The organism is Rhizobium sp. PvP014 (genome assembly GCF_017876855.1).
Classification (GTDB): Bacteria; Pseudomonadota; Alphaproteobacteria; order Rhizobiales; family Rhizobiaceae; genus Neorhizobium; species Neorhizobium soli.
Window position 1 is genome coordinate 3,009,502 of sequence record NZ_JAGIOT010000002.1, and the last position, 13,490, is coordinate 3,022,991.

Annotated in this window: 14 protein-coding genes; 9 read left to right on the top strand and 5 right to left on the bottom strand. The window is 59.7% G+C overall.

Going from position 1 to position 13,490, the window contains the following annotated elements; all coding sequences use genetic code 11:
* Positions 1 to 24: 24 nt before the first annotated feature.
* The 5 genes from J3A65_RS19070 to J3A65_RS19090 all read right to left on the bottom strand — a co-directional run bounded on the left by J3A65_RS19070 (position 25) and on the right by J3A65_RS19090 (position 4,142).
* Complete coding sequence (locus J3A65_RS19070) at positions 25 to 1,011, bottom strand: adenosine deaminase (RefSeq protein WP_209902831.1); 987 nt, start codon at positions 1,009 to 1,011, stop codon at positions 25 to 27.
* Positions 1,008 to 2,228: a phosphopentomutase gene (locus J3A65_RS19075; protein ID WP_209902834.1), complete on the bottom strand. Its 1,221-nt coding sequence runs from the start codon at positions 2,226 to 2,228 to the stop codon at positions 1,008 to 1,010. The genes J3A65_RS19070 and J3A65_RS19075 overlap by 4 nt, the downstream gene beginning before the upstream one ends.
* Positions 2,229 to 2,342: 114 nt before the next feature.
* Positions 2,343 to 2,933 carry a TadE/TadG family type IV pilus assembly protein gene (locus J3A65_RS19080; RefSeq protein ID WP_062454127.1) on the bottom strand — a complete coding sequence of 197 codons (591 nt, stop codon included), beginning with the start codon at positions 2,931 to 2,933 and terminating at the stop codon, positions 2,343 to 2,345.
* Positions 2,933 to 3,586, bottom strand: a complete 654-nt coding sequence (locus J3A65_RS19085) for a TadE/TadG family type IV pilus assembly protein (protein ID WP_209902836.1) — start codon at positions 3,584 to 3,586, stop codon at positions 2,933 to 2,935. The genes J3A65_RS19080 and J3A65_RS19085 overlap by 1 nt, the downstream gene beginning before the upstream one ends.
* 157 nt (positions 3,587 to 3,743) lie before the next feature.
* On the bottom strand, positions 3,744 to 4,142 hold the full coding sequence (locus J3A65_RS19090) for a pilus assembly protein N-terminal domain-containing protein (RefSeq protein WP_092664131.1): 399 nt from the start codon (positions 4,140 to 4,142) through the stop codon (positions 3,744 to 3,746).
* A 415-nt stretch (positions 4,143 to 4,557) separates the two neighbouring features.
* Between J3A65_RS19090 and J3A65_RS19095 the strand changes: the two genes are divergently transcribed.
* From J3A65_RS19095 to J3A65_RS19135, 9 genes are all read left to right on the top strand, one after another.
* Positions 4,558 to 4,728, top strand: coding sequence for a Flp family type IVb pilin (locus J3A65_RS19095; RefSeq protein WP_062454124.1), 171 nt, complete (start codon positions 4,558 to 4,560; stop codon positions 4,726 to 4,728).
* 102 nt (positions 4,729 to 4,830) lie between these two features.
* Positions 4,831 to 5,349 (top strand): prepilin peptidase, encoded by a 519-nt coding sequence (locus J3A65_RS19100; protein WP_062454123.1) that lies wholly within the window; start codon positions 4,831 to 4,833, stop codon positions 5,347 to 5,349.
* A 119-nt stretch (positions 5,350 to 5,468) separates the two neighbouring features.
* Positions 5,469 to 6,275, top strand: coding sequence for a Flp pilus assembly protein CpaB (gene cpaB, locus J3A65_RS19105; protein WP_062454122.1), 807 nt, complete (start codon positions 5,469 to 5,471; stop codon positions 6,273 to 6,275).
* 13 nt (positions 6,276 to 6,288) lie between these two features.
* Entirely contained in the window at positions 6,289 to 7,851 is a 1,563-nt protein-coding gene (locus J3A65_RS19110; RefSeq protein WP_062454121.1) for a type II and III secretion system protein family protein, read from the top strand.
* A 13-nt stretch (positions 7,852 to 7,864) separates the two neighbouring features.
* Positions 7,865 to 8,581: a CpaD family pilus assembly protein gene (locus J3A65_RS19115; RefSeq protein ID WP_209902838.1), complete on the top strand. Its 717-nt coding sequence runs from the start codon at positions 7,865 to 7,867 to the stop codon at positions 8,579 to 8,581.
* Positions 8,582 to 8,606: 25 nt separating this feature from the next.
* Entirely contained in the window at positions 8,607 to 9,896 is a 1,290-nt protein-coding gene (locus J3A65_RS19120) for a CtpF protein (RefSeq protein ID WP_209902840.1), read from the top strand.
* A 27-nt stretch (positions 9,897 to 9,923) separates the two neighbouring features.
* Positions 9,924 to 11,420 (top strand): CpaF family protein, encoded by a 1,497-nt coding sequence (locus J3A65_RS19125; RefSeq protein ID WP_113109333.1) that lies wholly within the window; start codon positions 9,924 to 9,926, stop codon positions 11,418 to 11,420.
* 35 nt (positions 11,421 to 11,455) lie between these two features.
* Entirely contained in the window at positions 11,456 to 12,469 is a 1,014-nt protein-coding gene (locus tag J3A65_RS19130; protein ID WP_062578693.1) for a type II secretion system F family protein, read from the top strand.
* 48 nt (positions 12,470 to 12,517) lie between these two features.
* Positions 12,518 to 13,456 (top strand): type II secretion system F family protein, encoded by a 939-nt coding sequence (locus J3A65_RS19135; protein WP_062454944.1) that lies wholly within the window; start codon positions 12,518 to 12,520, stop codon positions 13,454 to 13,456.
* The last annotated feature ends 34 nt before the right edge of the window (positions 13,457 to 13,490 follow it).

Consider the following 13,490-nt stretch of genomic DNA (forward strand, 5'->3'; position numbering starts at 1 on the left):
GAAAATGACCGCGCGCGCAAGTCGTCATTGTGCCGCGGTAGCGTCAAACCGGGCAAGCAGTGCGCCGCGGGTCGCCTCGTCCACAAAAGCCGCCTCGATCGCGACACGGGTCATGGCATCGATTTCGGCATCGCTAAAACCCATGACCTCCGCCGCAATGTCGTATTCCCGGGCAAGCGAAGTCTTGAAGAACGGCGGGTCATCGGAATTGATGCAGACCCGCACACCAGCAGCCTTCAGGGCTTTCAGGGGATGGCTTTCGAAATCCGGAAAGACCTGCAGCGCGATATTCGAACCGGGGCAGACTTCCAGCACGGTTCCGAGCTCGACCAGCCGCTCGACCAGAGCGGGATCTTCGATGGCGCGAACGCCGTGGCCTATCCGCGATGGACGCACGAGATCGAGCGCGTCGGACACGCTGAATGCCCCGCAGACTTCGCCGGCATGGATCGTCAGACCAAGGCCCGCGTCGCGAGCAATATCGAATGCACGCGCATAATCGGCAACGCGGCCCATACGCTCCTCGCCGGCCATGTTGAAACCCGTGATCAGCGGGTTCCGGCATCGGGCGGCGTATTCCGCGGCGGCAATCACGCTGTCAGGGCCGAAATGCCGCTCGCCGGTCACGATGATGCGTGTCTCGATCCCGGTCTTTTCCTTCGCGGCGTGAATACCGTCGCAGAGACCGGCGAGATAGACGTCGGCACCGAGCCCGATGCGGTCGCCATGATCAGGCGATACGATGATCTCGCTGTAAATCGTGTTGCAGGCGGCAAGCTCGCAGAGATAGGTCTCCGTCAGCAGCGCATAGTCGGCTTCCGTTCGGAACAGCGAGGCGATGGCGTCGTAGCTCAGGATGAACTCGGAAAAATCCTTCCAGGTATAGGTGTCACCGGAGAGGAGAGGGGCGATGTCCACGCCGTATTTCTGGGCTTGCGCCCGTGCCAGATGCGGCGGCGTGGCACCTTCGATGTGGCAGTGGATCTCGGCCTTTACAAAGTTCTTCGTCACAGAAAACTCCATCCGTGTCTTCCGGCGGGAATGCGGAGATGGGCAGCGACTGTCTCACCGATATCGGCGAAAGTCGGCCGAAGCCCGATCGAGCGGGAGCGAATGCCGGGACCGAACGCCATGATCGGCACCCGCTCGCGTGTGTGGTCGGTGCCGCGCCAGGTCGGATCGCAGCCGTGGTCGGCGGTGATGATCACCATATCGCCCGGCTGGAGGCGGCGATGCACTTCCGGAAGAGACCGGTCGAACTCTTCGAGAGCGGCCGCATAGCCCGCGACGTCGCGACGGTGTCCGTAGAGCATGTCGAAATCGACGAAGTTGGTGAAGACGAGATCGCCTTGCTCGGCTTGCGCCATCGTGTCGAGCGTCGCATCCATCAGGGCGTGGTTGCCGTTTGCCTTGATCACGCGGCTGATGCCCTGGTGCGCGAAGATATCACCGATCTTGCCGACGGCGTGGACGGTTCGGCCCGCCGAAACCAGCCGGTCGAGCAATGTCGGCTCCGGCGGCAGCACTGAATAGTCGCGCCGGTTGCCGGTTCGCTCGAACGTCTCCGGCGTCTCGCCAGTGAATGGTCGGGCAATCACCCTTCCTATATTCAAGGGATCGAGCAGCGTCCGCACGGTCTCGCACAGCTTCAACAACCGCTCCAGCCCGAAATGGGTCTCGTGCGCGGCGATCTGGAAGACGCTGTCACTCGATGTATAGCAGATCGGCTTGCCCGTCCGGACATGCTCTTCTCCGAGTTTTGCAATGATGTCTGTGCCCGAAGCATGGCAGTTGCCGAGAATGCCCGGGATATCGGCTTCGCGGCAGATCGCCTCGACGAGTTCGGGCGAAAACGCATCGCCTTCGGTCGGGAAGTAACCCCAGTCGAAGGTGACCGGCGTGCCGGCAATTTCCCAATGTCCCGACGGCGTGTCCTTGCCGAGCGACAGTTCGTTTGCTGCGCCGTGAAGGCCGAAGACGCGTTCGGGCCTCTGCATGCCGATCGGGTAGTCGCCGCTGGCAAGCTTTGCGATTTCGAGCAGGCCGAGCGAGGACATGTTCGGAAGGCTGAGCGGCCCCTGCCTCAAGCCGGCGCGGTCTGCAGCACCAGCGGCACAGAATTCGGCAATATGGCCGAACGTGTTGGAGCCAAGGTCATTATACGCCTGCGCATCCTGGCCGCCGCCGACGCCGAAGGAATCGAGAACGAAGAGGAAGGCCCGTGCCATCTGTCACCCGGAAATTGAAATCGCCTGTGCGGACAAGTGACACAAATCACCTGCCCGGATGGCGATACATATAGTCGCGCGATCATGTTGGCAAAGGGGAAGCAGAGGACCGCGTCAGCAGCCGTTACAGTCGATACTGGTTCCGACGCGTTGACGGTAGTAGTACTGGCGGCTGAGCGTGATCGTCTGGAGCTGAGGCGGAAGCAGTCCCGGCATGATCATCAGCAACTTGTGCGTTACCGATAGCTCTGTACGCACCAGAAACGTGCTGGCTGTGCGCATGTCGCTCGGAACGTTGACGGTGCTGCCCACCGCGTACGGCTTGCCGTTAGACTGATCCCACGACCAGGCAACCGTCGGATTGCTGTTTGCGTCCAGCTGCACGCCGGTGATCTTCAGGCTCAGGTTCTGCGGCGCGTAGGGCGCAAAGATGCTGCCCGTCACATCCTTCATTGTGGCAAGCCACGTCGGTGTCACGCTCGCCTGCTGCGTCGTGATGTCGGCAATCGTGCTTGCGGAACTCGCGGTTCGCTTGGAGACACTGAGCGCAATCGTCAGCTCGAATGCCGTGATGTAGAGAAAGATCAGAAGCGGCACGATCAACGCGAACTCGACGGCGCCCGCGCCCTTCGTGTCAACGATCAATGCCCTGAAGCGGCAGAGCCATCCGGTCTGTGCAGCCCGCCTGGTTGTTGGGGTCGCCATCACGGATAGTCCTCGTTCTGGAATGCAGCCGTCTCGACGATCAGGAAGTAGTTGGGCCGTGTCCCGCTGGTTGGCCGGACATTGGTTATGTAGGGCCGCACCAGATCGGTGATGACCTCCCATTTGTAATAGGCCCTCAGCATATTGACGGTCTTTGGCCCGCCCGGCGAATAGTAGTTGATGGAGGCCGTATCCAGTTCGCCGAATGTCGTGTTTGCGGGTGTCCGGGGCACTGTCTTCGGGATCGCTGAGAAGGTCGTAAAGGTGCGAACGTCGAGCCAGAGCTTGTTCGGGGTCGCGATTTCCGATGCATCGCATTTGATCAGGATTGCAATCTCGCCGCAGAACGCGGTCCGGAATTTCGTCCGGTCCATATCGGTGCCGGGACGGCCGAGAGCGTAGGTGATGTTGCCTGTTCTGATCTTGCGGGCCATCGTGTCGACGGCATTGGCAACCAGTTGCTCGCCGGCGAAGGCAACAAAGGTTTCGATGATGGCAAAGACGATCACGAAATAGGGGATGGCCAGGAGCGCAAATTCGATCGCCGCGGCACCATCCGTGGACCGGCTGAACCGGCGCCATGGACGCCGAGAGTGCGTCGCCGGCACGCGCGACGCGCCAGCGCCGTCAGTGTGCCTATCGTTCTGATGCATTGCCGCCCCCGGTCCATTCGAGCCGCGATACTAGGAGGGGAATATTGATATTCCGTTGCCGAATGGGATTAGAGTTTAGGCACCTGTGTCCACGTAGAGCAGGTCGGGCGACGCAGCTGAGCAATTTTCTGTCTGGCGTCGTGTCAGATCAAGGCCGTCAGGGCGTTGCACCAGCCGTATTCTTGAATTCCACATGCTGCTCGCAGTTGGGCGTGCAGGAGAGAACAGAGCGCTCGGTCTGACGGTACACGCGAACCGTATTGCCTTCGTCAATGGAGACGAGAATACGTTCGTCGGCAATTGCATTGCCGTCCTCATCGAGCAGGACGAGATTGGTCGTTCCAAACGCACGGCCCGTCAGGACGATGGTTGTCGGGTCGGCAACGGTCGCGTCGGCGACTTCCGCGTTGCCAACGATCACCTTGGCCACTGGCCTATCCAGTTTCAGCACCCGCGCGTGATTCATGAACACGCGCACAAGGCCGTCTTCCTGCGCCAATGCCGGGCCGCTAAGGCTTGTGGCAATGCCGCAAAGGCATGCGAAGGCAACGAGCATTTTGCGCACAACCATCGTGGTGGCCTTTGAATCGATGAACAGTCGTGTCTCAAAGATGGCGTGGAATGGTGAATGAAGCCTTAAGTAAACATCTCGAGGCTGAGCTTTCCGAAACGTTAACCAATGATGACAGGAGCAAGAGCGGCATTTCCGTGCAAAAATGCGGCTGCAAATATCCCATATCCGCATGTTTATGATATTTTATTAGGTAAATATAATGTTCGGGGACGCAGTTTTCGATTTGAATGATGCTGTTGGTGGGTTGTTTACCCAATGTGCCGTATCAGCGGAGTTAACACTTTGGAAAGGTTCTTCGTTAAGTCGATAGCAATCGTCTAGGGTTAGTTTGGGTTATCCGAACAGCGGAAAACAGTTGTCGGTAAGTGCTGAACCGTAGGTGGGAATAGGAGATTCCATGTCCAAGATTTTTGCTCGTTTTATGAAGGATGAGTCTGGTGCGACCGCCATCGAGTATGGCCTCATCGCAGCTCTCATTTCCGTGGCCCTGATCGCCGGTGCGACCACGCTCGGCGGCGCTCTGAACAACCAGTTCAAGAACCTCGCTACCAAGCTGAACCAGCAGTAAGTTCTTAAGAACCGTGATGTCTATGTGTAGACCGCCCCACCAGGGGCGGTTTTACAGCTTTAGGCCTTGATACATAAGATCGAGGGACGCGGCGCCAAAAGGATGCTTGAAATGGTTGTCATTGTAACCTTGATCGTTCCATTCTGTCTTGCGCTCGCTGCCATCAGCGATCTTTTCACCATGAAGATCCCGAACAAGCTGTCTGCCGCTATCCTCGTTTCGTTTCTCGTCTTCGCACCGCTGGTCGGTCTTGGATGGGCGGACTATGGGATGAGTATTGCCGCAGCTTCCGCCGTGTTTGCTGTGTGCTTCATGCTGTTTGCGATGAACGTGATGGGTGGCGGCGATGCCAAGCTTCTGACGGCAACGGCAATCTGGTTCGGCTTTACGCCCGCCCTGATTTCGTTTCTGGTCACCGTCGCCTTCGTCGGCGGATTTATTACACTCATCTTCCTGCTGTTGAGAGCAAACGCCAATACAGCAATGGCAATGGGGATACGCCTGCCGGCTTCGCTGGTGACAGAAAGCAAGATTCCCTATGGTATCGCGATCGCGATCGGCGGCTACTTGACCTTCCAGCAGTCGCCTGTCGTCAATCTTGTGCTTCTGGCCGCAAGCTAATCGACGCGCACGGCAGGGTAACATTGCGTTAACCCAAATCGTAAGCTTCCTATTAACCATAATTACACCATTCCGGCGCATGCTCTCGAGGATTGATTTGTATTCCTCCGAGGAAGCTCATGAAGCCCGCTCGTCTTATGATTCTCGCAGTCGCAGTTGTAGCGGCAGGTCTTGCCGGCCTGCTGGCGATGCGCCTTACTGGTCAGAAGGGCCCGGACCTCGTCGAGACGGTCATCCAGCGGGAGCCGACGACGAAAGTTCTCGTTTCGGCTGAGAACATTCCCGTCGGCAGCCGGCTCAATGACAAGTCGGTCCAGTGGGTAGAGTGGCCGAACGGCAGCGTCGTCGAAGGCTTTATCACGAGCGACGCCCGGCCGGATGCCATCGCCGATGTCGCCGGCTCTGTCGTGCGCCTGCCGATCTTCAAGGGCGAGCCAATCCGCGCCGAGAAGATTGCAGACTCCTCCAGCCGCATCATGTCCTCGCTGCTTCCGTCCGGAAAGCGCGCTGTCGCGACCGAGATTTCCGTGGCCACCGGGGCTGGCGGCTTCGTGCTCCCCAATGATCGCGTCGATGTGATCATGGTGCGCGAGAACAAGGACAGCGGCAATTTCATCACCGAAAACGTCCTCAACAACGTCCGGGTGCTCGCGATCGACCAGCAGATCCAGGAGGCGCCGGATGGCAGCAAGTCGGTGGTCGGAACGACCGCCACGCTGGAACTGACCCCCGATCAGGCAAAGATCATCACGGTGGCGCAGCAGATGGCAGAGCGCCTGACGCTTGCTCTCCGTTCGGTCGCGGATGCCCAGGAAGCCGATACGGTTGCAGCAGATTATCTGCTGCATGGCGGCGGCAAGGCAGAGGTCCAGGTCATCAAATCAGGGGCGATCGTCAAAAGTTCTGCCTCACAGCAGACGAAGTGAACGGGGCGGGCACATGAGCAAGCTAAGAGCCAGAATTCGTAGGTCCTCGGTCGCCGGGATAGCCCTCTGCCTGTCGGTATCGGGCTTTCCAGGCGGATACGCGCCGGTCGGTCTGTCGGTCCGCGATGCAGTCGCCGCTTCCGATGCCAACCTTATCCGCATCACCGAAGGCGGCCCTGGCGTGAAACGCCGTGTCCAACTCGGTTTGAACAAGGCGCTGGTTGTCGATCTCCCGGCCGATGCGCACGACATCCTGGTCGCAGATCCTTCGCTTGCCGATGCGGTCACGCGAACCTCGCGCCGCATCTACCTGTTCGGGAAGACCGTCGGGCAGACGAATATCTTCGTGTTCGGCCCGAACGGTGAGGAAATTGTCAGCCTCGACGTCGAGATCGAACGCGACATCTCCGGTCTGCAGCAGAACCTTCGCCGGTTCCTGCCGGAATCCGACATCAAGGTGGAGATCATCTCCGACAACATCGTTCTGTCGGGCACGGTGCGCACGCCGCAGGATTCGTCGCAGGCTGAAAAACTGGCCCGCGCATTCCTCAAGGGTGGTGAGGCAACCACCCGCAATATCACTGCACAGGGCAATAACGGCGATGCGGATATCTTCGCCGAAAACCGCCAGCAGTCGCAGATCGTCAACCTGCTGACGATCGAGGGCGAAGATCAGGTCACGCTCAAGGTCACGGTTGCGGAAGTCAGCCGCCAGGTCCTGAAACAGCTTGGTTTCAACGGCTCGATCAGCGGCAACAAGGGTAGCTTTTCCTTCTTCAATCCTGCGAATCTGGGGAATGCTGTCAGTCTGGGAAGCCAGGGGGCATTGTCTGGCTCCGTTGGTGCAGCCACTCTCGCCACAACCATGAATGCCATGGAACAGGCCGGCGTCATGCGCACGCTTGCCGAACCAAGCCTGACGGCGATTTCGGGTCAGCAGGCTAAATTCTATGTTGGCGGCGAGTATCGACTGCCAGCGGAGCAGGAAGTCAACGTTGACGACGAAACCCGCAAGACGACGGTCAACCGATCCATCACCACCGTGGACTATGGCATCGAGCTGAATTTCAAGCCGATCGTTCTGTCGCCTGGCCGTATCAGTTTGAATATCGAAACCAATGTTTCGGAGCCGACCTATGAGGGTTCCGTAACGACGGGCAACGGCACAAGCCTGAGCGTTCCGGGCAACACATACATGTCGATCCGCAAGCGCGAAGCCTCGACCACGGTCGAGCTTCCCTCCGGCGGTTCGATCGTTATCGCCGGCCTCGTGCAGGACAATGTCCGCCAGGCGATGTCTGGACTGCCGGGCATCTCCAAGGTTCCGGTCTTCGGTACGCTGTTCCGCAGCAAGGACTTCATCCGCAACGAGACCGAACTCGTCATCATCGCGACGCCCTATCTCGTAAGGCCTGTGGCCCGCAACGAGATCGCCCGCCCGGATGACAACTTCAATCCTGAGAACGACGCGGCTTCCTTCTTCCTGAACCGTGTCAACAAGATCTACGGCCGCAATGAGCCGGCCAAAAGCGGTGGCAGCCAGTATCATGGCTCCGTCGGCTTCATCTACAAGTAAGCGGGGATCGATCATGACCATCACATCGACATCGGCCTCCGCTGCAAAGCGTCGCCAAATCAGGTCTGCCCTGGGCATTGCGGCACTTGCCGCGCTTTTGTCCTCCTGCGGCAACAACATGACGACCGGCTCGGTTCCAGACGACTACCGCACCCGCCATCCGATCGTTCTGGCGGAGGGTGAATCGTCGCTGGATATTCCGATTGGATCGGGCGACGTTCGCCTGACGATCGGACTGCGCGACACGGTGAAGGGTTTCGCACAGCGGTTCGTATCCTCGCCTGCCGGCGTCATCCAGGTCCAGGTTCCGCAGGGCTCATACAATGCCGGTGCTGCATCGCATCTGGCCGGCGACGTTCGCCGCACCCTGATCGCCAACGGCATCAAGCCACAGCGCATCCTGATGACGAGCTATGGAGCCTCGCCGACCGGCGATGCGGCCCCGATCCGGCTTTCCTTCGTCACGACAAAGGCGATGACCGGCCAGTGCGGCAAATGGCCGGCAGACCTGTCGAACGATACCTACAACAACAGCAACTGGTACAATTTCGGCTGCGCCTCGCAAAACAACCTGGCCGCCCAGATCGCCAACCCGTCGGACCTGATTGCTCCACGCGGAATGACGCCGATCGATGCCACGCAGCGCGCCGGTGTGATCCGCACTTACCGCGGCGAGACGACAACCAGCGACAGTGGCAGCGGCACGACGATCAACATCAACGGCAACTGACGGCGGCCTTGAACCGGAGAGAACCATGAGCGCGATCAACTACGAAATTCGCGGTTCCGGCCAGGAGGAGATCTCGGGCGCCGAGCCGGAGCGGAACGGCGACATGGAGGCCCTGCGGCCTCTGCCGCGCATTTCCATCCACGCCTTTTGCGAAAGCGACACCATGCAGCGGATGATGGACCGCATGGGCCGCGACCGTCGCATGGCAAAAGTCAATCTGCGTGTCACAAGCGGCAGCGTTGCTGCAGCCGCCAACATGTTTGCGTCGTCACCAACCCCGAATCTGGTCATTCTCGAGACCGATGCGGAGCCAAGAAACCTGCTGCACGAGCTGACACCGCTTGCGGAAGTCTGCGACCCGACGACCCGTGTGATCGTCATCGGGCGCTATAACGATATCCCGCTTTACCGCGAACTGATCCGCAACGGCATATCGGAATATCTTGTCGGTCCTGTCGAGATGGCGGACATGCTGGCATCGATTTCGGCCATTTTCGTCGATCCGGAAGCCGAGCCTCTGGGCCGTTCGATCGCCTTTGTCGGCGCCAAGGGTGGCGTCGGTGCATCGACCATTGCGCATAACTGCGCATTCGGCATTTCCAGCCTGTTCTCCACCGAAACCATTCTTGCCGATCTCGACCTGCCGTTCGGGACCGCCAATATCGATTTCGATCAGGATCCGGCCCAGGGTATTGCCGAAGCGGTGTTTGCACCCGAGCGCCTCGACGAAGTTTTTCTCGATCGCCTGCTGACCAAATGCTCCGAACACCTCTCGCTTCTGGCCGCCCCCTCGCTGCTCGACCGGGCCTATGATTTCGACAGCATGGCTTTCCAGCCGATCATCGAGGTCCTGCAGCGCTCGGCGCCCGTGGCTGTTCTCGATATCCCGCATGGCTGGTCGGAATGGACCCGTTCGGTTCTCGCGTCGGTGGACGAGGTGGTCATCTGTGCGGCTCCCGACCTTGCCAACCTGCGCAACACCAAGAACATGATCGATGCGCTGAAGAAGCTGCGTCCCAACGACCGCGCTCCGCATCTCATCCTCAACCAGGTCGGCATGCCGAAGCGCCCGGAGATTGCGCCTGCCGATTTCGTCGAGCCGCTTGAAATCGAACCGATCGCCATCCTGCCTTTCGATGCGCAGTTGTTCGGCAATGCCGCAAACAGCGGTCGGATGATCTCGGAGATCGACGCAAAATCTCCGATGGCCGAAACCTTCTCGCAGATCGCTCACATCGTCACCGGTCGGGTGGCCATGAAGAAGGCGAAAAAGGGCGGTCTCGGCAAGGTCATGCAAATTCTCGGCCGCAAATAGTCAGACGTTTAGGGACTGGATCAAATAATGTTTGGAAAGCGCGGAAACGAAGGTTCTGGGAAGAGCGTCGGCTTGATGCAGCCCGTCTCTGCGCCGCCTGCCATGACGCCGCAATCGGCCATGAAATCCACAGCACCGGAGATTCTGGCCGAGCCCGTGCGCGATACAGGCGGAGTACGCCAAGCCGTCGCACCGCCACCGCTTGCGCCACCGGCTGCCGGCCGCCGTCGCCAGGCCCGCACCGAACAGTATTACGATACCAAGAGCCAGGTTTTTTCAGCACTTATCGATACGATCGATCTGTCGCAACTTGCCAAGCTCGATGCCGAGAGCGCGCGCGAGGAAATCCGCGACATCGTCAACGACATCATCACGATCAAGAATTTCGCGATGTCGATTTCCGAGCAGGAGGAACTGCTCGAGGACATCTGCAACGACGTGCTGGGCTATGGTCCGCTGGAGCCGCTTCTGGCCCGCGACGACATCGCCGATATCATGGTCAACGGCGCTGGCCAGACCTTTATCGAAGTCGGCGGCAAGACGATCGAGTCGGAGATCCGCTTCCGCGACAACGCGCAGCTCCTGTCGATCTGCCAGCGCATCGTCAGCCAGGTCGGCCGCCGCGTCGACGAAAGTTCGCCGATCTGCGACGCCCGCCTGCCGGACGGTTCGCGCGTCAACGTCATCGCGCCGCCACTGGCGCTCGACGGGCCTGCCCTCACCATCCGCAAGTTCAAGAAGGACAAGCTGACGCTCGATCAGCTGGTCAAGTTCGGAGCGATCACGCCTGAAGGCGCAACTGTTCTGCAGATCATCGGCCGCGTCCGCTGCAACGTCGTCATTTCCGGTGGTACCGGTTCGGGCAAGACCACGCTTTTGAACTGCCTGACGAGCTATATCGACAAGGACGAGCGCGTCATCACCTGCGAGGATACGGCCGAACTGCAATTGCAGCAGCCGCATGTCGTGCGTCTTGAAACCCGGCCGCCGAACATCGAAGGTGAGGGCGAGATCACCATGCGCGACCTCGTCAAGAACTGCCTGCGTATGCGCCCGGAACGCATCATCGTCGGCGAAGTGCGCGGACCTGAAGTCTTCGACCTGTTGCAGGCAATGAACACCGGTCACGACGGCTCGATGGGAACGATCCACTCCAACACGCCGCGCGAATGCCTGAGCCGTATGGAATCGATGATCGCCATGGGCGGCTTCACCCTGCCGGCTAAGACCGTTCGCGAGATCATCACCGGATCGGTCGACATCATCATCCAGGCGGCACGTCTGCGCGACGGTTCCCGCCGCATCACCCAGATTACCGAGGTGATCGGCATGGAAGGCGACGTGATCGTCACCCAGGACCTGATGCGCTACGAAATCGAAGGCGAGGATGCCAATGGTCGCCTGATCGGCCGCCACGCATCGACCGGTATTGCCAAGCCGCATTTCTGGGATCGCGCACGCTACTTCGGCGAGGAGCGCCGTCTGGCGGCAGCTCTCGACGCGATGGAAATGGTAAAATCTTGAGAGCGGATCAGAGATAGGTCTCGGGGGAGCGACGGATGTTCGGACTGGATATGACCGTTGTGTTGATCATCGCTCTGGCGGCCGTAGCCGCCGGTGCGGTCTGCTATGCGCTGCTGTTTTCCCGCATCGAGGTCGAGAAAAAGACCGATGCGCGGTTGAGCCGGGTCAAGAGTGCGGAAACCGACCTGACCCGCATGAAGGCATCGCGGGATCGGGTCCAGGAGCTTTCCAAGCGCCGCAAGTCGGTCCAGGACAGTCTCAAGGACCTCGAAAAGCAGCAGCAGGAAAAAAACAAGAAGATGGGCGACCGCAGCCTGAAGGCGCGGCTGCCGCAGACCGGTCTGTCTCTCACCGTCCCACGCTTCTACGTCTACAGCGCCTTGTTCGGACTTTTCGTCTTTCTGGTGACGTTGATCGCCGGCTTGCCGCTGCTTGGCGCCACCGGTGCCGCGTTTGCGGCGAGCCTTGGGTTTCCGCGCTGGGTCGTCGGTTTCCTGATCAAACGCCGTCAGGCCAAGTTCCTGGACGAGTTCGCCAATTCGCTGGATGTCATGGTTCGCTCGATCAAGTCGGGACTGCCGCTCAATGATGCCATCCGGCTGATCGCGTCGGATGGTCAGGAGCCGGTCAAGACCGAGTTCCGGCGCGTGGTGGACTCCCAGCAGATCGGCCTCAGCATCCCCGAAGCCTGCGCACGCATGCTGCAGACGATGCCGCTTTCGGAAGTCAACTTTTTCGCCATCGTCATCGCCATCCAGAGCCAGGCTGGCGGCAATCTTTCCGAAGCGATCGGCAATCTTTCGCGCGTCCTGCGCGAGCGCAAGAAGATGAAGGCCAAGGTGAAGGCGCTGTCGATGGAAGCCAAGGCTTCCGCGTGGATCATCGGCTCATTGCCCTTCGTCGTGTCGACGCTCGTCTATCTGACCTCGCCGGACTACATATCGATCCTTTTTACAGACCCACGCGGCCATATCATCATGCTCTTCTCCGCAGTCTGGATGGGTATCGGAATTTTCGTGATGCGCAACATGATCAACTTCGAGATCTGAGGAGAACCGCACGTGAAGGATCTCGCCGCCACTTTAACCGATCCGGCCATGTTGTTTGCGCTTCTGGTCGCCGTCGCAGTGTTTGCGACCTGCTACACGCTGGCGATCCCCTTCATGGAAAAGGGAACGCTCGACAAGCGCATGAAAGCAGTCTCGACCGAGCGTGATGCGATCCGTGCCCGCGAGCGCGCAAGAATGAACGATCTGTCGAAAGCATCGCTGCGCACCCAGAACAACCGTTCGGCCAGTCACATCGTCGACCGGTTCAATCTGCGCGAAGCGCTCGTGGACGCCAATACGGTCAACAAGCTGCGCGCCGCAGGTCTGCGCACCCAGAACGCCCTCAACTTGTTCCTGGCGGCGCGTTTCATCCTGCCGTTCTGCTTCCTCGCAGCAGCCGCGGTGTGGATCTTCGTGCTTGGCAATCTGGAATCCAAACCGATTGCCATCCGCATGCTGGCGGCCATCGGGTTCGGCTATCTGGGCTTCTACGCTCCCAACATCTATATTTCCAACCGTATGAAAAAGCGGCAGCATTCGATCAAGAGAGCCTGGCCCGATTCGCTCGACCTAATGCTGATCTGCGTCGAGTCAGGGATCTCGATCGAAGCCTCCATGCGCCGGGCGGCCGAAGAAATCGGCACCCAGTCCGCCGAACTGGCAGAAGAGCTGGTGCTGACCACGGCGGAGCTGTCCTTCCTTCAGGATCGGCGTACGGCTCTCGAAAATCTCGGCATCCGCACCCAGCTCGATATCGTCAAGGCGGTGGCGCAGGCGCTGATCCAGGCCGAACGCTATGGTACGCCGATCGCCCAGGCTTTGCGCGTTCTGGCTCAGGAAGGCCGTGACGAGCGCATGAACGATGCAGAAAAGAAGGCCGCGGCACTTCCTCCGAAGCTGACGGTGCCGATGATCCTGTTCTTCCTGCCGGTCCTCATCGCCGTTATCCTCGGCCCGGCCGGCATCCAGGTCTCGGACCGGTTCTGACCGGCAGCCTGAGAACCGCCCTCATTGGCTCAAA